General features: G+C 60.6%; 20 protein-coding genes. 6 read left to right on the top strand and 14 right to left on the bottom strand.

What is annotated here, in order from left to right:
- Positions 1–15: 15 nt before the first annotated feature.
- The 10 genes from AC54XV_RS17015 to AC54XV_RS16970 all read right to left on the bottom strand — a co-directional run bounded on the left by AC54XV_RS17015 (position 16) and on the right by AC54XV_RS16970 (position 12,868).
- On the bottom strand, positions 16–837 hold the full coding sequence (locus AC54XV_RS17015) for an acyltransferase (protein WP_096135327.1): 822 nt from the start codon (positions 835–837) through the stop codon (positions 16–18).
- A complete protein-coding gene (locus AC54XV_RS17010; protein ID WP_003403740.1) occupies positions 834–2,249 on the bottom strand; it encodes an O-antigen ligase family protein in 1,416 nt (471 codons plus the stop codon). Before AC54XV_RS17010 ends, AC54XV_RS17015 begins: the two co-directional genes overlap by 4 nt.
- Positions 2,249–3,349, bottom strand: a complete 1,101-nt coding sequence (locus AC54XV_RS17005) for a glycosyltransferase family 4 protein (RefSeq protein ID WP_496717110.1) — start codon at positions 3,347–3,349, stop codon at positions 2,249–2,251. Before AC54XV_RS17005 ends, AC54XV_RS17010 begins: the two co-directional genes overlap by 1 nt.
- Entirely contained in the window at positions 3,340–4,557 is a 1,218-nt protein-coding gene (locus AC54XV_RS17000) for a glycosyltransferase family 4 protein (protein ID WP_496717109.1), read from the bottom strand. Before AC54XV_RS17000 ends, AC54XV_RS17005 begins: the two co-directional genes overlap by 10 nt.
- 3 nt (positions 4,558–4,560) lie before the next feature.
- Positions 4,561–5,874, bottom strand: a complete 1,314-nt coding sequence (locus AC54XV_RS16995) for a cellulase family glycosylhydrolase (RefSeq protein ID WP_496717108.1) — start codon at positions 5,872–5,874, stop codon at positions 4,561–4,563.
- A gap of 1 nt (position 5,875) precedes the next feature.
- Positions 5,876–7,054, bottom strand: a complete 1,179-nt coding sequence (locus AC54XV_RS16990; protein WP_496717107.1) for a glycosyltransferase — start codon at positions 7,052–7,054, stop codon at positions 5,876–5,878.
- Positions 7,054–9,045 (bottom strand): GumC family protein, encoded by a 1,992-nt coding sequence (locus tag AC54XV_RS16985; RefSeq protein ID WP_003403730.1) that lies wholly within the window; start codon positions 9,043–9,045, stop codon positions 7,054–7,056. Before AC54XV_RS16985 ends, AC54XV_RS16990 begins: the two co-directional genes overlap by 1 nt.
- A gap of 17 nt (positions 9,046–9,062) precedes the next feature.
- A complete protein-coding gene (locus tag AC54XV_RS16980) occupies positions 9,063–9,842 on the bottom strand; it encodes a polysaccharide biosynthesis/export family protein (protein WP_003403729.1) in 780 nt (259 codons plus the stop codon).
- Between the two features lie 132 nt (positions 9,843–9,974).
- Positions 9,975–11,432 (bottom strand): mannose-1-phosphate guanylyltransferase/mannose-6-phosphate isomerase, encoded by a 1,458-nt coding sequence (locus tag AC54XV_RS16975; RefSeq protein ID WP_496717106.1) that lies wholly within the window; start codon positions 11,430–11,432, stop codon positions 9,975–9,977.
- Positions 11,432–12,868 (bottom strand): undecaprenyl-phosphate glucose phosphotransferase, encoded by a 1,437-nt coding sequence (locus AC54XV_RS16970; protein ID WP_024641794.1) that lies wholly within the window; start codon positions 12,866–12,868, stop codon positions 11,432–11,434. The genes AC54XV_RS16975 and AC54XV_RS16970 overlap by 1 nt, the downstream gene beginning before the upstream one ends.
- Positions 12,869–13,389: 521 nt before the next feature.
- Here AC54XV_RS16970 and yegS point away from each other — a divergent pair.
- Complete coding sequence (gene yegS, locus AC54XV_RS16965) at positions 13,390–14,307, top strand: lipid kinase YegS (protein WP_011268343.1); 918 nt, start codon at positions 13,390–13,392, stop codon at positions 14,305–14,307.
- Here yegS and AC54XV_RS16960 read toward each other — a convergent pair.
- Positions 14,291–14,953 (bottom strand): response regulator, encoded by a 663-nt coding sequence (locus tag AC54XV_RS16960; protein ID WP_003403720.1) that lies wholly within the window; start codon positions 14,951–14,953, stop codon positions 14,291–14,293. The genes yegS and AC54XV_RS16960 overlap by 17 nt on opposite strands.
- A gap of 166 nt (positions 14,954–15,119) precedes the next feature.
- Positions 15,120–15,551, bottom strand: coding sequence for a hypothetical protein (locus tag AC54XV_RS16955; RefSeq protein ID WP_003403718.1), 432 nt, complete (start codon positions 15,549–15,551; stop codon positions 15,120–15,122).
- A 450-nt stretch (positions 15,552–16,001) separates the two neighbouring features.
- Here AC54XV_RS16955 and AC54XV_RS16950 point away from each other — a divergent pair, with 450 nt between their 5' ends.
- Both AC54XV_RS16950 and AC54XV_RS16945 read left to right on the top strand, forming a co-directional pair.
- Complete coding sequence (locus AC54XV_RS16950; protein ID WP_003315817.1) at positions 16,002–16,928, top strand: chemotaxis protein CheV; 927 nt, start codon at positions 16,002–16,004, stop codon at positions 16,926–16,928.
- 102 nt (positions 16,929–17,030) lie between these two features.
- Positions 17,031–17,840: an MOSC domain-containing protein gene (locus tag AC54XV_RS16945; protein ID WP_024641793.1), complete on the top strand. Its 810-nt coding sequence runs from the start codon at positions 17,031–17,033 to the stop codon at positions 17,838–17,840.
- 57 nt (positions 17,841–17,897) lie between these two features.
- On the opposite strand, the gene AC54XV_RS16940 is transcribed toward AC54XV_RS16945, so the two are convergent.
- A complete protein-coding gene (locus AC54XV_RS16940; RefSeq protein ID WP_024638383.1) occupies positions 17,898–19,826 on the bottom strand; it encodes a transglycosylase SLT domain-containing protein in 1,929 nt (642 codons plus the stop codon).
- Positions 19,827–20,030: 204 nt separating this feature from the next.
- On the opposite strand from AC54XV_RS16940, the gene AC54XV_RS16935 reads away from it, so the two are divergent.
- Positions 20,031–21,941 (top strand): ATP-binding cassette domain-containing protein, encoded by a 1,911-nt coding sequence (locus AC54XV_RS16935; protein ID WP_024638384.1) that lies wholly within the window; start codon positions 20,031–20,033, stop codon positions 21,939–21,941.
- Between the two features lie 69 nt (positions 21,942–22,010).
- Here AC54XV_RS16935 and AC54XV_RS16930 read toward each other — a convergent pair whose 3' ends face one another.
- Positions 22,011–22,451, bottom strand: a complete 441-nt coding sequence (locus tag AC54XV_RS16930; protein ID WP_011268338.1) for a universal stress protein — start codon at positions 22,449–22,451, stop codon at positions 22,011–22,013.
- Positions 22,452–22,581: 130 nt separating this feature from the next.
- On the opposite strand from AC54XV_RS16930, the gene AC54XV_RS16925 reads away from it, so the two are divergent.
- Both AC54XV_RS16925 and AC54XV_RS16920 read left to right on the top strand, forming a co-directional pair.
- Positions 22,582–23,019 (top strand): hypothetical protein, encoded by a 438-nt coding sequence (locus AC54XV_RS16925; RefSeq protein WP_024638385.1) that lies wholly within the window; start codon positions 22,582–22,584, stop codon positions 23,017–23,019.
- A 98-nt stretch (positions 23,020–23,117) separates the two neighbouring features.
- Complete coding sequence (locus AC54XV_RS16920) at positions 23,118–23,495, top strand: hypothetical protein (RefSeq protein WP_496717105.1); 378 nt, start codon at positions 23,118–23,120, stop codon at positions 23,493–23,495.
- The last annotated feature ends 128 nt before the right edge of the window (positions 23,496–23,623 follow it).

The following is a 23,623-nucleotide window of genomic DNA, read 5'->3' as shown; positions in this document are numbered from 1 at the left end:
CGTCTGTGCTTCTGATCAGTGAAACAAGGTGAACAGGCCTTTGCCGCCCACCTTGTAGTTGAGGCCGCGAGCACGCTCGCCCTTGATTTCCGCATTCGGGCCACTGACGATGGCATAGGGCGGAACCGGTTTGGAGACCACGCTGTTACCGCCCACCACTGCACCTTCGCCGATGTCTGCCCCGAACGAAAGCAGCGCGCGGCTGCAGATCCATGCATAGTCGCCGATGAACACCGGCCCGCCTACTGCCCAGAATTCGGGTTCGTTGAGATCGTGGCCGCCAGCGATGATCAGCACATGCGAAGCGATGGTGACGTGATCGCCGATCACCAGCCCGCCGCGCGCGTCAAGCTGGCAATGCCAGCCCACCGTGCTGTCATTTCCGATGCGCAGGCTGTCGACGCCGAGCACCTCGGTGTTGCGCCAGACCGTCGAGCCCTTGCCGATCTTCGCGCCGCCGATGCGCAACCACAGCAGGCGCAGGGTGTGGCTGGGGACCTTGCAGATCAGGATGTTGTAAGCCTGCTCCCAGGTCCGCAACATGCGGTCGCGCAGGGTCGGCCAGTTGATCCCGTACAGCGGGATAAGCGCGCCTTTGGTTTCGATGGCCAGCAGCTTGTAGAAGCGTCGCGCCAGCGGGTGTTCGATTCTGGGCTCGATATTGAGGTAGCAGATGAACGACAGGGTGCGATCCTTGATACGTGTTTCAAAGCACACTTCGTTGTCCAGCATCCACTGGTAGGCGGCTTCCAGCTCGTCGAGCGGCACCGCCATCTTGCGCGCGTAATCGGGCAGTGCCTCTCTGAGATTATGAGAATGCATCATGCGGTGTTTCATGAGGAGGCTCCCGGCTCGGGTGAGGCGTCAAGGTGTCTGGATGGGGTGTCGGTCCTGGCGCGCAGGCGTCTGGTTTCGTGCAGGCTGATGCCGACCAATAGCCAGAACAATGCGACCAGCACACTGGTGAAACTGAAGTAATGGTCGAACAGACCGCTGAACAGCGCAGCCAGCACACCGGTCGTACAGCCCAGCGCAATGGCGTTTTCGCGAGTCAGCACGACCCGCCCGCTTCCGGGGCGCACTTCCTTCCACCAACTGACGGTGATGGCGATGAACAGCAGCATGCCGGGTATGCCAATCTTGTAAATGTAGTTCAGCCACAGGTTGGAAATGCCGAACTCTGTATAGCCCAGTACCGGTGGGTCGGTCTTGAAACCGATGCCGAACGGGAACGTGGCAACTGCATCGGGGAAATGGCTGTATTCCAGAAAGCGAATCGCGGTGCTGGCGTCGTCATCGCTAAACAGCCCCATCAGGCGGTCTTGCAGAGGCGGGTATAACATCAGCAGAAGAATCCCGGCCACCAATCCGCCCATCAGCAACCGCCCCAAGTGCGGAATGCGTCGCCGTGCCATCAGCAGCATCATCGCGATCAGGCTCAACAGTGCACCGCGTGAGCCGGTCAGCAACAGGCCGACCGCGCCCAGTGCGGCCACCGTCAGGCCCAGCTTGCGAGCCGCGCCGCTGCGCGTCATGCCGAAGCAGAAGGCCAGCGGCAGCAGCATCGCCAGCGCTCCCCCCGCCACGTTGGGGTGCATCCACGGTGAGCCCATGCGGCTGGCGAGCGAAAGCAGGCTCTGGCTCAGGATGTCGGCACCGCTGTAGCCCAGGCTGCCGAGGATTGGGATGATTGCCGTAGCCGAGCCTTTGGTGACGTAAACCCCAATCGACAGCACCAGCAGCAGCAGCGTCCCGCCGAGCAGCGCAATGATCGCGTCTTCCAGCGTCTTGAGGTCGGTCAGCAGGCGCGGCACCAGAAACAGGATCGACAGGTTGAACAGCCAGCGTATCCAGTTGATCGGGCCGTTGCCCTCTGCGACGACGGTTAACTGGCCGACCAGAAACGGGAACGCACTGAACAGCATCAATGCCACCAGCAGCCGTTCGGGGCGCAGCATGCTGGGCAAACGCTGGCGTTCCTGGAAGACTCCATGCAGCAGGTAGCTGGCCCAGGTCAGCATGATCAGCGCTTCGGACACCGTGGTACGAATGCCGATTTGAACCGTCGAGTAGGGCAGGAAGGTTCCGATCAGGCAGAACAGCAGCAGCCCGCGTACCGGCCGACGCATGATCGTGGCAACCGCCACGATACCGATCGCTGCCGCCACCACCAAAGGCGCGGGCAGCATCCAGATCATCACGCCGAATAGCAGGCTGAACAACAGCCCCAGAGGCAAGGCCAGTGGCATCAGCGCAATTCCTCCAGCGCCGCGTGCACGCGCTCGCAAAAGGCTTTCAACTGATAGCGCTGCGTCCATTCTGTGGCAATCGCCGGATCTTCTTCGGGGGCCTGCGACAGGGTGCCCATCAACCTGATCAGATTGCCGCTATCGAGCGGTGAAAAGCGCGGGCTATCGGGCGGGGCGACCTCATCCAGCGACGAGCCCGTTGCCACCGCAACCGGTGTGCCGCTGTTCAGCGCTTCAATCACCGGCAGCCCGAAGCCTTCGCTTGTGGAGGGTTGCCAGAGCCGTTCGGCATTTTTGTAGAGCGCGTGCAGTTCGGCGTCGCTCAGGCCGCTGAGCACATGCAGACCCGGTAACTGGCGCTGGGCCTCTGTCAGCGGATCGTCGCCACCGACCAGTACCAGTTCCGGGGTATCGACGAATTGCATGCGCGCGGTCTGCCAGGCATCCACGAACCATTTGATGTTCTTGCGCGGTTCCCGCGTGCCCACGCACAGCCAGTAACGCAGCGGCAGGTGCAGTTGCGCGATGTCGGCCGGCTCACCCTTGAAGGCTTCCACCAGCAGCGGTATGACGCGCAGTTTGGCCTTGAACCTGGGGAACATACGAGCAGCTTCGTTTGCAGTGAATTGCGAAGGCACCCAGATCTGGTCGGCAACCTTCAGCGACCAGGCAATCGACAGGTAGTCGGTCATCCGGTAGATCCTGGCTTTGAGTCGCGAACCGTGACTGTTGTGTTGCGTGAGCTGAAACAGATCGTGCAGTTGCAGTACGTAGCGCATATCGGCCGGTTTGCGCCCCAGCGGCAGGCCCATGTTGATATTGGCCACGTAGATCTGGATACCGGCGTCGCGCAGGGCAGCAGGCAGGAACTGGCCTTCGAAGCGCAGGCGATCCGGCAGCCGATGCACCGAATTCAGAGGTGCGGCCCAGCGTGGGGCGTGCATCAGGCGGCGTACCGGATGATCGTAGGGGGCCACGCCGAACAGCTGCAATTGCACGTCCGGGTGTTCACGAAAGGCCTGTTCCAGTGCCAGATTCTGGCGACCGATGCCGCTGATGGGATAACCGGCTGCCGCGCGGTAGTCGAGTCCTATACGCATGAGCGCAATCCTTGCTTGGAGAACGAAAAGCGGGTGTAGATCACTTCCAGCTGAGCGGCCGAAACGGACCAGTCGTGCCGCGCGCGAACATAAACGCGGCCGGCTTCGCCAATCTGCTCGAGCTGCAGCGGTTTGTCAGTGTATTCAGCGATCAGCGTCGCCAGCCCGGAGGCATCCTCGCTGCCCAGGTAATGTTCGCCATGCCGCACCGTCAGCCCGGAAACCCCCTGCGCGGTGGTCACCACCGGCAGGCCGGCAGCCATGGCTTCCAGCGTCTTGAGCTTGGAGCCGCCACCCTGGCGCAGAGGCGCGAAGAACATCGAGGCAGTGGCTTGCAAGGCACGCAGGTCAGGTACGAAACCCAGCCATTCAATGCGTGGGTCAGGCCAGCGCTCGCGCCAGGCCTGAGGCATACCGAAGCCGCCGATGGCAAACCGTACATGGGGTGCCTGAGCCCAGACCTGCGGCATGATCTCGTCCACCGCCCATTCGATGGCGTCGACATTGGGGCCGTATTCATAGTTGCCGATGAACAGCAGGCGATGGCTGTGACGGTCCGCATGGACGCTGGCGTAGTAATCGCAGTCGACACTGTTGACGACATAGGACGTGGCCCTGCCGCTCAGGCGCGAAAGTACCTTGGCGTCGTCCTCGGTGACCGCGATCAACTCGCCGGTCTGGCGAAACACGCGGGTTTCCCAGCGCCGGTAGCGCCAGCGGTCATAGACCGCGAAGGCATTGGCCCAGCGCGGCAGACGGTCGTAACTGGCGGCACCCAGGTCCGATTCGACATTGTGCTCGGTCAGCACGAAGGGTTTGCCGGAGCGCTTGAGCGCGCGCTCAAAGGGCTGAAAGGCGTAAGTGTGTTGCAACTGAATAATGTCCCAGTCCTCCTCCAGCAACTGCTCGAAGGCTTTTTCCAGTTGTGGCGCGTAGCCGTTCACGCTGGCCAGCATCGGTGGCGCTGCAAAAGCCACAGCCAGCAGCGTACGCAGGCTGAGCAGCGGGCGGCGGTCGATCACGATCAGGCGTTCCAGCCAAGGCTCCAGTGCCGCGCGCGCGTCGTCGTCCAGCGGGTTCTTGGACTGCACCAGCAGCGTGATGCGATGACCGCGCGCAGCCAGGTTGCGCAACAAATGGTATTCCCGGGTCTTGCCACCACTGGTGGTGGGCCAGGGCAGGTAGGGGAGTGTCCACAGGATTCGCATGGCTCAGGGCTTCCATTCCAGAATTTGCAGAGTCGGCTTCAGCAGCAGGGTGACGCCCTGGCTGCCGGACAGCGGGGTGCGGCTACCGGTCAAGGGGTCGTGAACCACCGCGTCGGTGATAGCCGGGAAATTCAATGACGTGCCCGCCGCACTCCAGAACATCAGCAAATGCGTGCCGTCTGCACGCGTCCACGGAACGGCATACAGGTCGTCCGGTACGCTGCTCACGGCTGGCGGTTCGGCAGGTTGCAGGCGCGGGCCGGTGATTTTCAGAAAGTTCTGCAGCGCGGTATAGACCGGTTTTGGACTGGCTTGCAGGTCAAGCAGCCCATAGCCCTGATCGCGGGCCGAGGCGCGCTCGTCCAGATCGCTGAGGTTGAACAGGAAGATGCGCTGGAAATCCATGGCGCTCATCAGCGCCAGACGTCGCAGGGTGTAATCAGCCTGGCCGGAGGTGCCAATCAGGTGCTGCATCTCCACCGGGCCTGCATAGCTCGACCAGCCCCATTCAGTGGCCCACACCTGCTTGACGCCATTGCTGTGCAACAACTGGTTTATGGCATTGGCGCGCACCAGAAAATCGCGATCCGGTGTGGAATCGCCTTCCGGGTACTCGGAATAGGGGTGATAGGCCGCGACGATATTCTGCTGGCCCAGGCCGTTATCGAGCAGGGTCTGCAGCATGTAGCCGGAGGTGCTGTGCATCTGACTGTAATAAGCCATGCCAGCGGTGACGATGGTCTTGTCCGGCAGGGCGGCGCGAATCGCGTTGGCAGTGGTGGTCAGCAAGCGGCCATAGGCAGCCGGATCCTCTTTGGGCAGCCAGACGATGTTCGGCTCGTTCCAGATCTGCCAGTTGTTCACTTGCGGATAGCGCTGGGCCAGGGCCGTCATGCGTGCGGCAAACACGTTGAAATCCGTCGGCGGATATTGATCGCGGCCCTTTGCGTCGGCCGGCGCGCTGCTGGCGAAAGGCGCCGACCCGACCAGGTACGCGACAGTGTTGTAATTGTGTGCCTTGATCGCAGTCATGGCGGCGTCCAGTTCGGTCAGGGCGTAGCGATCCTTTTGCGGCTCGATCACTGGCCAGTGAATGGTCAGTCTTACCCAGTTCAAGCCCAGTTCGTCCAGACGGCTCATCTGCTGCTGATAGATGTCCGGAGCAAAATACTGAAACTGTACGTTGACGCCCAGAAAGTCCGCCCAGACCACTTCACGGGGAGCCTTGAGGACCGTTGACGCCTGCGCGGCACAGCTCAGCGTTGCGCCGAGCAGTACGCGGGTGACGAGTTGCCCGAATCTGGATGGACGCTGCATGTCACTTCTCCTGGCAGGCCTGACGAAATACATCCCGAAAATGTTCCGCGGTATGGCTCCAGACCCTGGCCTTGCCCATCTGCGCGGCGTTGTCGGCCCATTGCCTGACCAGATCCGGTGTTGCGCAGGCACGCGCCAGGGCTCGTGCCAGCCCCTCGACATCGCCTTGCGGGTAGATCGTGCCGTTGCCATGCGAGACCTCTTCGGCAAACGAGCGTGCATCCGAAGTGATTACGCCTCTGCCACAGGCCACCGCCCACGACAGCGCGCCACTGGTGCCGCGCAGCTTGCCGAGAATCTTCAGTTTGCTCGATTCGCGATAGGGCAGAACCATGACGTGGTGGGCCTGGATCACCTGCGGAATCTGTTCGGCAGGCAGGTCCAGTTGCCAGTCGATCAGGTCGACAAGGCCCAGTTGGCGGATGCGCAGTCGCAGTTGTTCCAGATAACTGCCGGATGGGCCGAAGGCCATTTCCGGCTCGCTGCCACCGGCCAGGGTCAGGCGCACGCTCGAGCGCAGTGCAGGCTGAGCAATGAATACGCTGGACAGCGCATCGAGCAGGTCCTCGATACCCTTGCCGCGATAAATGAAGCCGAAATACAGCAGGCGCAGAGGGTTCAAGGGCGGCAACGGCGCGGGGGCGATGTCGAGGTTGCCGTGATTGATGACGGCCATCTGCGCCGCTGTCAGACCCATGCGCTGGCGCAGGCTCTGGCTGCCCGCCTGGGTCAGGGTCACCAGACGGGTCATGTGCCGCGCCAGTTGCCGTTCTTCATGCAGGCACAGCGGATCGGCCAGTACCGTGGCGATCTCCGGCAGCGGCGAGCGCATGCCGCTGACCACCGACAACGGCCAGGGCAGTTTCTCGCGCCGCCAGACCAGCCGCTCGGGATCGTGCACGGTCGCGGTCAACGGCAGCCTCGGGAAGCGCCGACGCAGTGCGCGCAGCGCTTGAAACTCCGCCAGTCGCCCACCGCCCAGTTCGGCGTGGACCAGATCAATGCCGCTCCAGTCCGTTTCAGCCACGCGCTGTTCTGCAGCGCGTGGATCGTTGCCGACGCCTTGCAGTGGTGTACTGATCTGCAGACCCAGGCATTCAAGCGCATGCCGCAGATGTCCGGCGTAATCGGCGATGCCGTTCTGTTCGGGTGGCAGCGGCGCAAGCAACGCTATTCGCATCAGCCTCGGCTCCCGATCCGCTTGAGAAAACTCAGGACCTTTTCAGGCACTTCGAAGCGACGACGGTTGATGATGATGCCGTCGACTTTCTTGAACGCGGTGTTGAGGTTGTTCAGCGTGTCTTCCAGCATCGGCACCGTGGTGTCCTGGGCGCGAACCACCAGCACGATCAGGTCAGCCTTGCGCAACAGCACGAAGGCATCCTGATTCGCCGACAGCGCCGAAGCGTTGATCAGCACAATTTCGCCTGGAATGGCCGGACTGCGGCCTTCGGTGCGTACCCGATGGCCCTGTTCGATCAGCAGCGCGCTCAAGCGCGCGATCACGAACGACACGCCGGCCCCGTACTTGACCGAAGTAAAACCGATGGTCAGCCCGCGCTCTTCTACTTGGTCCAGCGGCAGAATGCCGTAGACCCTATGCAGGTTCGAGGTGAGGGCTGCACTGCGTTCCTGAGCACGTTCCAGGTCGGGAAGGCTGGTCCAGACCGGAACACCGAAGCTGCTCTCGATCTTGTCGCCGTCGTGAATGCGCTGGTCCAGCAGGTAGAAGAAGTACAGTGCCACGGCACCGACCACGACGCTCAGCGGGAACGCCAGAAACAGCATCATCAGGCTTTTCGGGAATACCCGGCTGGGGTTGAAGGTCGCCTCCTCGATGGTCGCGATATTACTGATCTGGCTGTTGTCCAGTTCACGGTCGATACGCGATTTTTCCAGGCTGTTTTTGTACAGTGCATAGCTTTTTTCTGCCGCATCCAGCTCGTTCTGCAGGCGTGACAGTTCCGGCTCCAGATTCAGTGCCTGCTGGCGGTCGCGTTCCAGTTGCGCGATTTGCTCGTTCTGCTGGATGAACTGGGTTTGCAGGCGCGCGTAGCTGGTCTGCTGGTCGGCGTACACGTTCTGCATGCGGTTGTAGATCGGGTTGGGCGTGATGCTTTCGGAACGCTGTACGGTGGCGTCCTGTTCCTTGAGCAGCTTTTTGAGGTTACTGACTTCCGCGTTGATGGCCCGAATCGGTGGCGCCTCGTCCTTGAACGAGCGAAGCATTTCCTGACGCTCCACTTCCTTGCCGTTGATGCGATTCTGCAAGTCCTGGCGATTGGGGTTGAGGGCTAGTTCGCGGCCTGCCGAGACGGTCTTTGGCTGCTCTGCCAGTTGTTTCTTCAGCAGGTCCAGACCTGCCTTGGTCGAGGCAATCGAGCGGGTGGTGTTGTTGCGCTCGGTGCGCAGATCGTTGAGCGCCTGCGAGGTGTCGGCCAGACGCTGGGAAATACTTACCGCGCTCAACTGGTTCAGGTAGTTCTGAATTTGCTTCTTGTACTCGATGATGTTCGCACCGGTCGTCTTCACTTCCGCTTCGTAGAACGCGTACAGGCTGACCCGGCCCAGTGTCTTGGTGCGCTGCGTCTGGTACTCGGTGATCCAGGTCCTGAGCACGGTCTGCGCGACTTCCGGGTCGCTCCAGGTAAACCTCAGCTCCATCACCGATGAGCCAGGCTCATGGCTGACCTTGAAGTTTTTCTCCAGATCCTCGGCCAGACGTTCGGCCTGGGAGCGGTGTTCCACCAGCCCGATGAATTGCAGAACGCTGCGCACGCCGTTGACGAGCGCTCCGACGACGGTCTTGATGCCGTTCTTCACCGAGGCCAGAACGCCGGTTTCAGGCGGCACCATGGACAGCTCGGCGAGGTATTTCTCGGACACGGCACGCATGATCGGCCGCCCGCTGAGCATGCGCTCCTCGTCGAGCAGCGGATCGCGCAGGCCGCTCGGTATCACGATGGCCTGTCGGTCGGACAACTCGATTGGCACAGTGCTGCTGTCGCGGCCGGGCTTGACCAGCAACAGGGCGGTGGACTCATAGCGGTTAGGGAGCAGAAACGCGCCCAGAAGAATGATGACGAACGTCGCCAGCACGGTAATCCTGACTTCGCGCAGGAAGATGAACAGCAGGCGCAGCAAGTCGCGGAATGAGCGGATGTTGATCATGTCTGTTTCCCTGACAATTAATTGTTGTTGCGCAGCTCGTAGTTCAGGCCCAGGCCGATCGACTTCGCGAAGGGGATCAACTGGTTGAAATACAGGGATACGCCGTCAACCTTGTTGCCGACCGATGATTTGGGAACGAACACGATATCGCCGCGTTTCAACAGGACCGGGGCGGTAGGGCCACCGGCGCCGCCCGCCCAGAGGAATTTGCTGTAATCGAAGAAGTAGGTCTTGTAGAGCCCGTTTTCTTCCTGACGCAGCAGCGCGACCTGACCGGCATCGGCATCGAGCGCCACGCCGCCCGCGCCGACAATCGCCTGGTCGAGGTTGGTGGCGACGTTGACCGGCAGGGTGACCGAGTTGCGCACCGCGCCACCGACAAACACCGTGTTACCCGGTGACTGGGAAATGTTGATGGTTAGCGCGGTCTCGCGGTAGACGCTCTGCAGTTTGCTTTCCAGCAGGTCGTTCAACTGTTGAAGGGTCAGGCCCGCAGCCTTGACGGTGCCGATATAAGGGTAGGAAAAGGTGCCGTCGTTGAGCACCTGAAACAGGGTCAGTTCATAGATGGAGTTGGCGGTAAACGCCGAAATCGACGGCGCCTCGCCACTGTTGCGCACGATGCGCAGCGTATCGCCGGGGCGGATTCGCTCCGGCGGCAGCGGCTTGCCAGCCAGTGCGCGGCCCGCAGCCTGGCCGGCCTCGATTTGCGCACGGTCATCGGGCAGGCCCACCCTGGAAGGGGTATTGCACGCACTCAACAGCAATAAGCTGGCGATCAGCATCATGCTTTTCATTGTTCCTGAACTCCTGTCATGCACAAATACGGCTCCCTCGCGGGTAATAAATTCATGTTGGCGGGTCATGCCTGTTCCGGGTGCTGTCGATTGCGTGCCGCTTGAATCAGGCGGCGCTCGTTGCTGCGCCGATCAGCTCTTCACGGCCTTGTCGGGTACACGTCCATAAATGTCGGTAAAACGCACGATGTCGTCTTCGCCCAGGTACTCGCCGCTTTGCACCTCGATCATCACCAGATCGATGACGCCGGGGTTGACCAGACGGTGTGTGTGGCCCGGTTTGATGAAGGTCGATTCATTGGTATCCAGCATGAACTCGCGCTCGCCGTTGGTGACGCGGGCCATGCCGCTGACCACGATCCAGTGTTCGCTGCGGTGATGGTGCATCTGCAACGACAGTGACGCCTGCGGGCGAACCACGATGCGCTTGATCTTGAAACGCTTGCCTTCTTCGAGGACGGTGTAGGTGCCCCAGGGGCGTGTAACGGTGCGGTGCAGGCGATAGGCATCATGGCCCTGACGCTTGAGCTCCTGAGCGATGATCTTGACGTCCTGGCTGCGGCCGCCGTCGGCGATCAGCAAGGCGTCGGGGGTGTCGATGATGATCAGATTGTCGAGGCCGATCGCGCCCACCAGACGCTTGGGGGAATCGATGTAGCAATTGCTGACGTCGTGCAGCACGGTTTCGCCATTGCAGTAGTTGCCTTGCGCATCGACCGGAGACAGTTCACGCACCGCCTGCCATGAGCCGATATCACTCCAGCCAAGCTGGCAAGGCACCACGGCGACTTTGTCGGAGCGTTCCATCAGCGCGTAGTCGATGGAAATGTCCGGTGTCAGGGCAAACGACTCACTGTCCAGCTCGACCTGCAGCTCACGGTTGCCTTCCTTGCGCGGGCTCGATTCCAGGCACGCGCTGACGGCGCTCAGGACGTCCGGCGCATGCGTGCGCAACTCGCGCAGCACGGCGTCGGCGCGCATGCAGAACATGCCGGCATTCCAGAAATGCTGACCACTGTCCAGATAGCCCTGGGCAGTGATCGCGTCCGGTTTTTCGACAAAACGGGCGACCTGACAGGCGTCGGCATTGAGTGCCGGGCCTTTCTCGATGTAGCCAAAACCGGTTTCCGGCGCGGTCGGCAGGATGCCGAACGTCACCAGCCAGCCCTCTGCGGCCAGCTTCTGTGCAGCCGTCACTGCTCGGGAGAATTCCGCCACGTCGGTAATCAGGTGATCGGCAGGCAACACCAGCAGTTGCGCCTCGTCGCCATACAGCTGGCTGACATGCAGTGCCGCAGCGGCAACCGCAGCTGCCGTATTACGGCCGAAAGGCTCAAGGATGAAATCCAGGCGTGCATTGCCCTTGTTCAACTGGCGGTAGTCGTCCACCGTCCGGAAATACACTTCCCGGTTGGTCACCGTCAGCAGACGCTCGACGCCGGGCAGGCCGACTGCACGCAGAAAGGTCTTCTGCAGCAGGCTCTGGCCGTCTGGCAGACGCATGAACGGCTTGGGCATGGCTTCACGCGAAACCGGCCACAGGCGTGTGCCGGAGCCGCCGGCAATGATGCAGGGAATGAGCGTGCTCATCAGTAAGCCTCACGGGTGAATAGCACTGCAGGCACAGTGCGCATAAGGATGTAGAGGTCGAACCAGACGGACCAGTTTTCTATGTACTCAAGGTCGAACTCGACGCGTTTTTCGATTTTTTCAACGGTGTCGGTTTCACCCCGATAGCCGTTGATCTGCGCCAGCCCGGTAATGCCTGGTTTGACGCGATGCCGCGAGGTGTATTCCTTCACTGCCTGCTCGAAGAGAATCCCGGCAGCCTTGGTCGCCGTGGCATGCGGGCGCGGCCCGACCATCGACATGCTGCCCGCCACCACGTTGAACAGCTGTGGCAGTTCATCCAGGCTGGTCTTGCGAATGAAGCGTCCGACCCGGGTGATTCTGGCGTCGCCGCGGGTGGTTTGCCGCTCGGCCGTCGCATCGGCCTGGTGCTGATGCATGGAGCGGAACTTGAACACTTCGATCAGGCGATTGTTGTACCCATAGCGCTTCTGACGGAAAAACACCGGGCCTGGCGAATCGAGCTTGATCGCCAGTGCAACCAGCAGCATCAAGGGGGACAGCGCCAGCAATGCCAGCGATGACAGCACGATGTCTTCAGCGCGTTTGATGAACGGCGACCAGCCACTGAGCGGCAGGTCCGAGGCATTGAACATCGGCAGCCGGGCGACTTCGGTGATGCGGTTGTGAGTGTGTCGAAAGGCGATCATGTCCGGCACCAGCAACACATTGACCGGTAGCCTGCGCAATTCGCGGATGATGTAGTCCATGCGGTTTTCTGCCGTCCAGGGCAGGGCGACCAGCACCTGAGTCACTTTCTCTTCACGGATCAGCCGTTCCAGGTCGTTGGTATTGCCCAGCAGTGGCAGGTTGGCGACGGTCTTTGGCATGCGCCCGATACGGTCGTCGATAAAGCCGGTCACCCCCGAACGAATGTCCTGATGTTCAAGCAGGTATTCGGCCAGACGCTGGCCGTTTTCCGTCGCGCCGAGGATCACGGCATGCTGCAGGAAGACGCCCTTGCGCATCTGATGTTTGAACAGCATCAGCAACAGCAGGCGAATGATGCCGAACAGCGCAAGGCTGGTCAGGTACCAGATCAGCAGTTCTTCGGGGGGAAGGTAGCCGAACAGGCCCATCGCCTGCTGCATGAACAGCAACAGTCCGAAGGCGGCAGTCCAGGCCAGCGCCATTGCGCCCATGCGCAGGTCGTTGCTGAACAGTGCTTCGGAATAGACGCCCATGGCCTGAAACACCAGCAGCCCGACAAAGCCGAAAAACAGCAGCATGGCCATGTAGCTCTTCTGTGTTTCCGGGCTGCCATCCTTGATCAGCAGCATGATCAGGAGGCCCGGCAAAATGCAGGCGATACCGTGAGCCAGGCGGATGCCAAAAAGAAAGTATTCGACCAGGCTGGTGCGGGTCAGCGAAAGACTGTCAACGGGCTGCAACCTCATAGAAATCCCTTACTCCCTGTATGCATCTGAATTCTGCTGATCCTGGACGTCTTTCTATTGTCTGCCTGCAACACCCGAAGGCGTTTCTACGTGGACAGTGTCCAAGCGTAGCCAGTTACGCGTCGTGCGTATGAGGAATCCGGATCGTCTTTTGTAGATATCACTTTATATATGTCGTCCCTTAGCGGATTTTATTTAAGCCTTTTCAATCATTTGTGAAGGAAATTTCCCTCAAGTGAGGGTAATGCTGTCAGTAAAGCTCATGAAACGAATAGCGACAGGACAAAAGTGCTTCAGCCTTGATGCAGGCGTTGATCCTGACAGCCCGTTGCGTGGTTTTCCCCAGTGCCGGCAGGGGCAGACGAGCTGTTGCGGGGGTGAAAAATTTTTCCGAAATGGATGGGCTTTTTCCGACTGCCCGGGGTCACAGTCATGCGTCGTGCGAAATGTAGGCGGGCGCCGATTATACAAAGAGCATCGCTCGCAGGCTTCAATTGGTAGGGTTCGGCAGAGGAGGTGTCATGACACAACGCAGGGCAATGCTCATTCTTCACGGTAAACAGGCGCTCAATGAAGACGTGCGTGACGCTGTGGCAGACAAGCGCAAGCAGGGCTGGGAACTGGACGTGCGACTCACCTGGGAAGCTGGCGATGCCCAGCGCCTGGTCAGCGAAGCCCTGGCGGCCGGCCATCGGCACATCGTCGCAGGTGGTGGCGACGGCACCTTGCGCGATATCGCCGAAGCCCTGGCACTGGCCGAAACCAGTGCCAGCCTGACTATTCTGCCGCTGGGGACTGCCAACGACTTTGCCCGTGCGGCCGGCGTGCCGCTGGAGGTCTCCAAAGCCCTGCAACTGATGGACGTGGCCCCGCGTGCCGTCGATCTGGGTGAGGTCGGTGGCAAGCTGTTCCTCAACATGGCGACCGGCGGGTTTGGCAGCCAGGTCACGGCGAACACGTCCGAGGACCTCAAGAAGGTGCTGGGGGGTGCCGCCTATCTGTTTACCGGCCTGACCCGATTCAGCGAGCTGCATTCGGCGCATGGCGAGCTCACCGGACCGGATTTCCACTGGCGCGGCGATCTGCTCGCCCTGGGTATCGGCAATGGTCGGCAGGCGGGCGGTGGACACGAGCTGTGCCCGACCGCACTGGCCGATGATGGTCTGCTCGACATCAGTATCCTGCCGGCGCCTCAGGAAGTGGTCGGCACGCTGAGGAGCCTCCTGGAGGGCGGGCTGGGTATCGATAATATGTTCATTCGTGCGCGTTTGCCGTGGGTAGAACTCAAGTCCACCCAGGGTCTGGATATCAATCTGGACGGTGAGCCGCTGTCGGGCGAGGACCTGCGTTTCGAGGCCCGGCCAGGCGCGCTTCACGTGCACCTGCCAGCGGACTCGCCGTTACTGGGCGGCGCACCGAAGCTCAATCGTCCAGACTGATAATCCGTTCGCGAACGCAGAACAGCACCAATCCGGCCACGTCGAATATCTGCAGGCGCTTCATGACCTGGGCGCGGTGAGTCTCGATGGTCTTGACGCTCAGTCCCAGGCCATCGGCGATCTCGCGTGTGGACTTGCCGCGCACGATCAGGCGCAGGATTTCAAGTTGCCGAGCGGTCAGGTGATACCGTTCCTTTGCCGACCGGGCCCTGTCGGATCGCTTGCCACGCAGGGCGCGCTCGATGACGGTGTGGGCAATGGCCGGGCTCAGGTAGCGCTCGTTGCCACGCAGCGCCCCCAGTGCCTGTTCGAGTTCCGCAGCCGTAGTGTCCTTGAGCAGGTAGCCCTGCGCGCCAATGTCGAGCGCACGCATGATCATGTCCGGATCGTTCTGCATCGACAGGATCAACACCTTGCAGTGCGGTTGCACCTTCAGCAGCTGCTCGAGTGCATCCAGGCCGTCGACACTTTTCATGCAGATGTCGAACAGGATGATGTCGGGCTTGAGCTGCTGCGCAAGACCCGCCAGCTGCGCGCCGTCAGCCGTTTCGCCCAGGATGGTGTATCCAGGCATGTCTGCAACCAGCGCTCGCACGCCGGCTCTGATAAGGGAGTGGTCGTCGACCAGTAACAGATTGCAGGTCATTGTGATTTCTTGTGCAAATGGGGCCGCTCAAGCGCGTGTGCAGTCTCCGGTCATGCTTGAAGACGATGTTAGCGGCAGTGAAGACAATGAACGGAAAATGCTGACGTGACAACGCTGCCTCAATGACATCGCGATGCGATGCTCAACGGCCGGGCGTTATCGAGTGTTATTGGCGGGTCGCATCTTTCGGCGAGGCCGATTGCGCGGAGACGCTGGCCAGTTTTTCCAGCAGCTCGAGCTGTTCGTGGTCGTCCATCGTCAACTCGCCGGTGTGCGGATCGAGAAGTTCGACTTGCCAGTACATCAGTGTCAGGCAGTTCTTGACTGCCAGCACGGCTTCCTGGGAAAGCTCGCTGGCCTGGCTGCCGGTTTTCAACAGTTGACACAACTGGCGGGAAAAATCGGCAATGCACGGCACAGGAACGGCTTCTGCCTCCTGCGCCAGCTTGCGCAGGGTTGTCAGCAGGCAGCCGGTAGCGTCCTCATCGTTGGGGATCAGCTCCAGATGCGAAAGACATTCTTCCGACTTGTGCAAAAGTGCCTGAGACAGGTTCAGGAACTCGTCGTGCTTGTGCTGCCAATCGTTGTGGCTCAGCATCCTTTGTCTCCACTGATCATGGATAGCGAACTTCCGCCCGCGGCGAATGGCTGACAGTTAATGTCGATTTCAAACAAAAGTATGTAGGGCGTTTCTGAATGTTGCCAGCGTCGCTCGATTGCAAGGATTGGGACGCGGACACAAATCGGATGCCATTCATTTAGTGAGAATGCCGTCACAATAGTGGCAATTAGATGTCGATCATATCAGGTTATCCCTGATTGACTTTTCGCAGGTCTTTGATTCGGCTTTGGCCGCAAAGGGCCACCGAGGCATTTCCGGTGCTGGTTTGTGGCTGGATTTACGTGTCTTGAAAGCGACACCAGTAAAGCATGATGCTAAAATGACATCAATGCTTGAGAGTGGCCGTTCATCGCCATTAAGGTCCGGCTGATTTCAGCCGATACAGGCTCAACAGAATCAACGCGACCATCGCTTCAGGAGCTAATAATGGCAGGCATTCTCGACACAGTAGATCAGCGCACACAACTGGTGGGCGAGAATCGCCTGGAAATCCTCATGTTTCGCCTTGCCGGTCGGCAGTTGTTTGCGATCAACGTGTTCAAGGTCCAGGAAGTATTGCAGCTACCCAAGCTGACCCTCATGCCGCAACGTCACTCGTTTGTGTGTGGCGTGGTCAACCTGCGCGGCCAGACCCTTCCGGTCATCGACCTCTCCCAGGCCATCGGCATGCGTCCGCTGGTGCCGGGTCCAGGCAGCACGATCATCGTCACCGAATACAACCGATCGGTTCAGGCGTTCCTGGTTGGCGGCGTCGACCGCATCGTCAACATGAACTGGGATGCCATCATGCCGCCGCCGGTCAGCGCCGGTCGTCAGCATTACCTGACCGCGATCAGCAAGGTCGATGATCAACTGGTAGAAATCATCGACGTTGAAAAAGTACTCGCCGAGATCGTGCCTTACAACGCCAAGGTGTCCCGCGAGAAGCTTGAAGACCCGGTGCTGGAAAATGCCCGTGGCCGCGAAGTGTTGCTGGTCGACGACTCCAAGGTCGCGCTGGCGCAGCTGCGCGACACGCTGTCTCAGTTGGGCCTCAAGCTGCACGTCGCCAGCGATGGCCTCAAGGCGCTGAACATGCTCAAGGCCTGGGCGGATGCAGGCGAGAACGTGCATGAGAAGCTGCTGATGGTGTTCACCGATGCGGAAATGCCGGAAATGGACGGCTATCGTCTGACCACCGAGATTCGTAACGATGCACGCCTGCGCGGTTTGTACATCGTCCTGCATACCTCGTTGTCCGGCAGCTTCAACGAATCGATGGTCAAGAAGGTCGGCTGTGACAACTTCCTTTCCAAATTCCAGCCCGACAAGCTGGTCGAGGTTGTGCGCGAACGTCTTCTGATGATTGTCTGACACCGCGCTCGATTCTACATCGCGAGTGCCGCCGGCTCCGGCATCGGATAAGCTTTGCTGTCTGCAGCAAAGCTTATCCAGCCCTCAAAGGAATCGGCGCCCATGTTACGTCTCAGCTCGCTCTATCGTTTCCCGCTCAAATCCTGCAAGGCCGAGTTGATGCAGCGCGCATCGTTCGATGCGTTGGGGTTGGCGGGTGATCGACGCTGGATGCTGGTCGACGCCGGCAATGGCAGGTTCTTCACTCAGCGCGCGCTGCCGCACATGTCCCAACTGTCGGTGTTGTGGAACGCCAGCGGCGGTGTAACGCTTTCGGCACCCGGCTTCGAGCCTCTGGATGTCGCGGTTCCGCCGGATATCGACTTGAACCTGCGGGGTGTGACCGTCTGGCGTGACTCGTTGCAGGTGCCGGACGCGGGCGATGAGGCAGCCGAATGGGTCAGCCGGTTTATCGGCAAGCCCACGCGTATGGTCTATCTGCCGGCAGAGCGTGCACGCTGGATCCCTGGCGGCTATCAGACGGTCAACGACCGGGTGAGCTTTGCCGATGGTTTTCCATTGCTGCTGATCGGCCAGGGCTCGCTCGATGACCTGTCAGCGCGCATGGGCAGGCCGATGGAAATGCTGCGCTTCAGACCCAATCTGGTGATCGAAGGGGCCGAGGCCTTTGCCGAGGATGGCTGGAAACGTATCCGCATCGGCGACATCGAGTTCCAGCTGCTCACGCCTTGTGCGCGCTGCATCCTCACCACCGTCGACCCGGCAACCGGCGAGCGCAGTGCAGATCGCGAACCGTTCGCTACGCTCAAGACTTATCGGGAAGTGGAAGGCAGCGTGCTGTTCGGTCAGAACGTGGTCAACGAGGGTTTGGGCGAGCTTGAAGTGGGGATGTCAGTCGAAGTGCTGGAGTAGGGGCAGGCGCCGCCGTTGTCTGGCAGGAGTGCTTAACGCAGCACTCCTGCCGACCGGTCACTGGTCGTCGAAAAACCGCTCGTGCCAGTCCACCAGAGGCTGCGGCGAGTTGAGTTTCTGGCCGTAGATCACCGAGTACGACAACACGTTCTGCACGTACTGACGGGTCTCATCGAATGGAATGCTCTCTACCCAGACATCGAAGGCCAGATGGTTGGCACCTTTGAGCCATTGGCGCACGCGCCCGGGACCTGCGTTGTAGGCCGCTGAAGCGAGCACCCGATTACCGTTGAACTGCGCATGCACCGAGCTCAGGTAGGCGGCGCCCAGCTGGATGTTGGTGTCCGGATCCAGCACCTGCTGAGGCGAGGCCAGCGGGATGCTGTATTTGCGCGCAGTCTCCTTGGCGGTGGCAGGCATCAGTTGCATCAGCCCGCTGGCGCCGACGCCCGAGCGGGCATCGTCCATGAAGGCGCTTTCCTGGCGCGTGATGGCGAACACCCAGCTCGAATGCAGGCCGCGCACCTTGGCTTCGCGCACCAGCGTGTCGCGGTGCGCCATCGGGAAACGAATATCCAGATCGTCCCAGTATTGCGCCTGGCTGATGGTACGGATTGCCGGGAAATACCATTGCATGTCATAGGCCAGCTTGGCCTGGGCAACCATCTCGTCACGATTGAACAGGCGGCTCACGTGATACCACTCGCGTCGGCCGTTGACGATCTCGCCGCGATCGTGAAACTCCAGTGCGCGACGCACGCCCGGCGTGTTGCGTACCTTGTTGATCAGTGCCTGGCTCAGCACCAGCGGCTTGTTGTTGAGCTGGTAGGGGCTTTGAGTGCGGTCGGCAGCCAGAAACCCGTAGAAATCACGCTCCTTGGCGACATCCTTGTACAGCGCGGCAATCAGCGGGCTGTTGGGTTGTGCCAGTTCCAGAGAGCGCGCTTCCCAGTAACGCCAGCGATTGGTCGCTGCCAGATCCTTGGGCAGTCGGCGCGCCAGCTCGTAGGCGTCTTCCCAGCGACCCAGGCGCAGCAGCAGGCGCAGGCGCCATTCGGTCACGGTGTCGTCACGCAATTCAGGGTCGTATCTGGTCATGACCTCCAGTGCGCGGTCGTCATAACGACGTGCCAGGGTCAGGCCGATTTCCTTGGCAATCTCGACCTGCTCTTCGCGGGAGAAATGCATGGTCGCGGCATAGCCATCGAGCATCGACAGGGCTTTCTGCGGGTCCTGCTTGGCGAGCCGGCGCAGGCCGAGACCGACCACATCGGACATCGCCTCGTCTACCGGGGCAAATTGCGACGGGTTGCTGACCATCTCCGGTTTCTGCGCGACCGCCAGCAGCAGACGGCCTTGCGGTGCCAGCGAGTTGAGGCTGTCCACCAGCGTGCTGGCCAGACTGTAATTGCGCGTCTGTGCCGCCAGCTTGGCGCGCTGCCAGCGCTTCTGTTCGGTCAACTGGCCGGCGGCCGCCCACTGGGCAAAGAAACCGTCACAGGCCGCGGGTAATGTCTTGCCGGTCATCCACAGCTTTTCGGCACTGGCAAAGCCTTCGGCGCGCTTGTTGCTGTTCAGCTGATACTGCCCGTACAGGCAATCCAGCTCGACGAACTTCATCTTCGGGTCGTAATACTTGACGAAGGTTTGCCAGTCGCCACGCTCGGCCAGCCAGCGCAACCAGCGCAGCTTCATCCAGTTGGCTTGCGGCAGGTCGCCGTGCTCGGCAAGAAACTTCTCGATTTCGGGATTGCTTGCCGTTTTCAGGCGTGTCGTCAGTTCGTCGTATTCGAGGTAAGGCTCCAGCGGATAGTCGGCCAGGGCCGTGGCGTACATCTGGTAGGGGCCGGAATCGCCTTTGGCCAGTGCGCGCTTTGCTTCGTCGTAATACTTGCGTTGTTGGTTGAGGTCTACCGCATGAGCAGTCTGGACGGCGGTGGCGGAGAGGAGCAGGCACGATAAAAGGCTGAACAAACGACTGCGCATGAGACTTCCGAGCAGATGAGTCGGTGAAAAGTATTGCTAGCTTAGCCTTTTGCCAGCTCTTGGTGAAAGCATTGCCGACGAGCTTGTCTCATATGGAAATAATTGGCGGTCATAAAGTCTTGTCGAGGCGCGGGGCGGTGCCACGAATGCCGACATCTGCCTGCTATCTCAGGTAGAATGCGCGCCCGGTTTTTGGAGAAGCTCATGACCCTGCTCAAATTCAGCGATGTGTCCCTTGCTTTCGGCGCCATGCCGTTATTGGACAAGGTGTCCTGGCAGATCGCCCGTGGCGAGCGGGTGTGCATCATCGGCCGTAACGGCACAGGCAAATCCAGCATGTTGAAGCTGGTAAAAGGCGTTCAGAAGCCTGATGAAGGGGCTGTCTGGCGTGCGCCCGGCCTCAAGATCGGTGAATTGCCGCAGGAATTGCCGGTAGCCGACGGACGGACGGTGTTCGACGTGGTTGCCGAAGGTCTGGATGGCGTCGGTGCCTTGCTGGCCGAGTACCACCACCTTGCGCAGAACTGCGTCACCGAGGAAGACCTGAACAAGCTGATGCATGTTCAGCAGGACCTCGAAGCCCGTGATGGCTGGCGCCTGCAGCAACTGGTCGAGAGCACCCTCAGCCGCTTGCAGCTGCCTGCCGACAAGACCCTGGCCGAACTGTCCGGTGGCTGGCGTCGCCGTGTTCTGCTGGCTCAGGCTCTGGTGTCCGAGCCGGACCTGCTGTTGCTCGATGAGCCGACCAACCACCTGGATATCGGCGCCATCGCCTGGCTTGAAGAAGCCCTCAAGGATTTCCAGGGTGCAGTGCTGTTCATCACGCACGACCGGGCATTCCTGCAAAACCTTGCGACCCGCATCCTTGAGCTGGACCGCGGCGGCCTGATCGACTGGGACGGCGACTACGCCAGTTTCCTGGTCCACAAGGAAGCCGCGCTGGCCGCCGAAGAAACCGCCAACGCACTGTTCGACAAACGTCTGGCCCAGGAAGAAGTCTGGATCCGTCAGGGCATCAAGGCGCGTCGTACCCGTAACGAAGGTCGCGTGCGTGCGCTCAAGGAGCTGCGTGTAGAACGCAGCGAGCGTCGTGAGCGTACCGGCAAGGCCAACATTCAGCTCGACACTGCCGAGAAATCCGGCAAGCAGGTCATGGTCCTCGATAACGTCAGCTTCGCCCACCCTGGCGGGCCGACACTGATCAAGGATTTCTCCATGGTCCTGCAGCGCGAGGACCGTATCGGTCTGCTCGGCGCCAACGGTACCGGCAAGACCACGCTGCTCAAGCTGATGCTCGACAACCTGCAGCCGACCGGCGGCAAGGTTGAAGTCGGTACGCGTCTGGACGTGGCCTATTTCGACCAGTTGCGTCACCAGCTCGATCTGGAAAAGACCGTAATCGACAACGTTGCCGAGGGGCGTGATTTCATCGATATCGACGGCCAGAGCCGTCATGTGCTGAGCTACCTCGGCGACTTCCTGTTCAGCCCGCAACGTGCCCGCACGCCGGTCAAGGCGCTGTCCGGTGGCGAGCGTGCCCGTCTTTTGCTGGCCAAGCTGTTCAGCAAGCCAGCCAACCTGCTGGTGCTCGACGAACCCACCAACGACCTGGACGTCGAAACCCTGGAGCTGCTCGAAGAGGTTCTGCTGACCTTCAAGGGCACCGTGCTGATGGTCAGTCACGACCGGGCATTCCTCGACAACGTCGTCACCAGTACCCTGGTGTTCGAAGGCGAGGGCAAGGTTCGCGAGTACGTGGGTGGTTATCAGGACTGGCTGCGTCAGGGCGGTTCGCCGCGTCTGCTGGGCGTCGCCGACACCAAGTCTGGGAAGGCCGAGCTGGCCAGCGCTGTGGTGCAGGCCGCACCGGTCGCTGCGCAGGACATGCCGGTGGCGAAGAAGAAGCTCAGCTACAAGCTTCAGCGCGAACTGGAAGCGTTGCCTGCGCAGATCGATGAAGTCGAAGGCAAGATGGCCGCGCTGAACGCGGAAATGGCCGAGCCGGGCTTCTACCAGCGCTCGTCCGAGCAGACTGCAGCGGTGCTGGCGCAGCTGGAAAGCCTGCAGGCCGAGCTGGACAAGCTGCTGGAGCGTTGGGCCGAACTGGACGAGTGATCGTCCGGCGCGTTCCTGAGATGCAAAAAAAGCCCGGGTTAACCGGGCTTTTCGCTGTAGCGGGTCAGCTCACTCGGGCTTCTTGAGGCTCACTGCCAGTACATCACAGGGTGCGCCGTGCAGAACGTCGTTGGCTGTCGAGCCGAGCAGTAGAGCCAGGCCGTGACGGCCATGGCTGCCGACAACGATCAGATCGCACGCTTCGCTCTTGGCCAGCTTGTGGATTTCCTGGCGTGGCTGACCGAACACCATGTGGCTTTCGCTGTGTTCCAGTTGCGGATACTTGAGCTTCAGCTTGCCGAGCTTCTCCCTGGCCTGATCGATCTGTTGCTGTTGCAGCTGTGAAAGGTCCATCGGCACGTCGCCGCCGAACGCCATCGCGATCGGTTCGACGATGTGCACGACCGACAATTTTGCCTCGCTGGCCTTGGCCAGCAGGCTGGCGCGACGGATGACCGGGTCACACTCATCGGTGAGGTCGATGGCAACCAGAATGTGTTTGTATGGCATGAGGGTGTCCTCCGGGAGAATTGCAGTGATGGGAGTATGGCTCTTTCGTTGGCATCTGGGCAGGCCCATGTGCAAGTCATTGTTTTCAAGAGTGTTGTAAAGAGCCTGAAATCGGCTGGGGGCAAGAAATATGACGGTCTGGATAGTCCTGTCAATCATTGGTGTGATGCTGAGTCCGCTGGTGTGGTTACGCCCCTCGCGCCAGCAGAGCGGCAGGATGGCGTTGCGCATGCAGGCGCGGCGTCTGGGTATGGGCATGCAACTGACACCGCAGGAGTGGCCGCACTGGTTGAGCAAGCAGCCGCCCAGCCCTTGTGCGCAGTACCATCGTCCGCGTCGGGGCTCGCATGCAGATGCCTGGGTGTACTGGCAAAGCGAGCCGGGCGAGTGGCGCAATCGCTGGCGCGAACCTTGCGAAGACGCGAAGCTGCTGCCTTATCTGCAAACATTGCCCGTGGATGCCTACAAGGTCGAGGCTGACGGGCAGCTGGTTGCGGTGTACTGGGCGGAGCGGGGCGAGGCAGAAGTGTTACAGCGTATTGATGCGCTGCTCAAGGCGCTGGCCTGACCCTGAATCGCAGGCATTAAAAAGCCCGATAACAACATCGGGCCGGGGTTGGCCAGGCAGGCCGATAATTCGTCGCGTGCCGACAGGCTTTCGCCGCCATGTCGGCTTTCGCTGTTGCGCACCCGCAAATCAGCTGCATTGCGAGCCTCTTGTGGCGCAGTGCTGCGACTCTAGACCTTTTGCTCCTTTTTGTCGCGATTCCTGCAAATATTTTTTGCGCGTGCCCTCGTGCGGTGCGTTCCTGGCTGATTTTTCCCTGTACCTATCGAATGTCACGCGGCGTGGCTATCGTCATGCATAGCCCGGCATCCCTGGCGTTGCGGCGTATCATTGCGTGCCAGATGCGGCAGCTGCAGGGCATTCGAATGGCCACTATCATTACTGCGAATGATGGAGGATCGCAGGTCTTCGTGGGCAATATGGCCTTGGGCATGCTCCTGTTAAAACGTGGATTTTCAGGCGTTTTGTCGAATTGACAATCCTGTGGTTATGCCTGATGGTGTGCGTACCCAAATCAAACGGGCGTATGAAATGAGCGTTTGGTCGTCAGAGGGCTCTGACAGAATCCCGACTACCACGTCGCGGCGGTAAGCGTGTGATTTGG

Source organism: Pseudomonas fragariae (ex Marin et al. 2024), assembly GCF_059621105.1.
The sequence above is the reverse complement of the archived record's forward strand: the minus strand, read 5'-3'. Positions and strand labels throughout refer to the sequence as shown.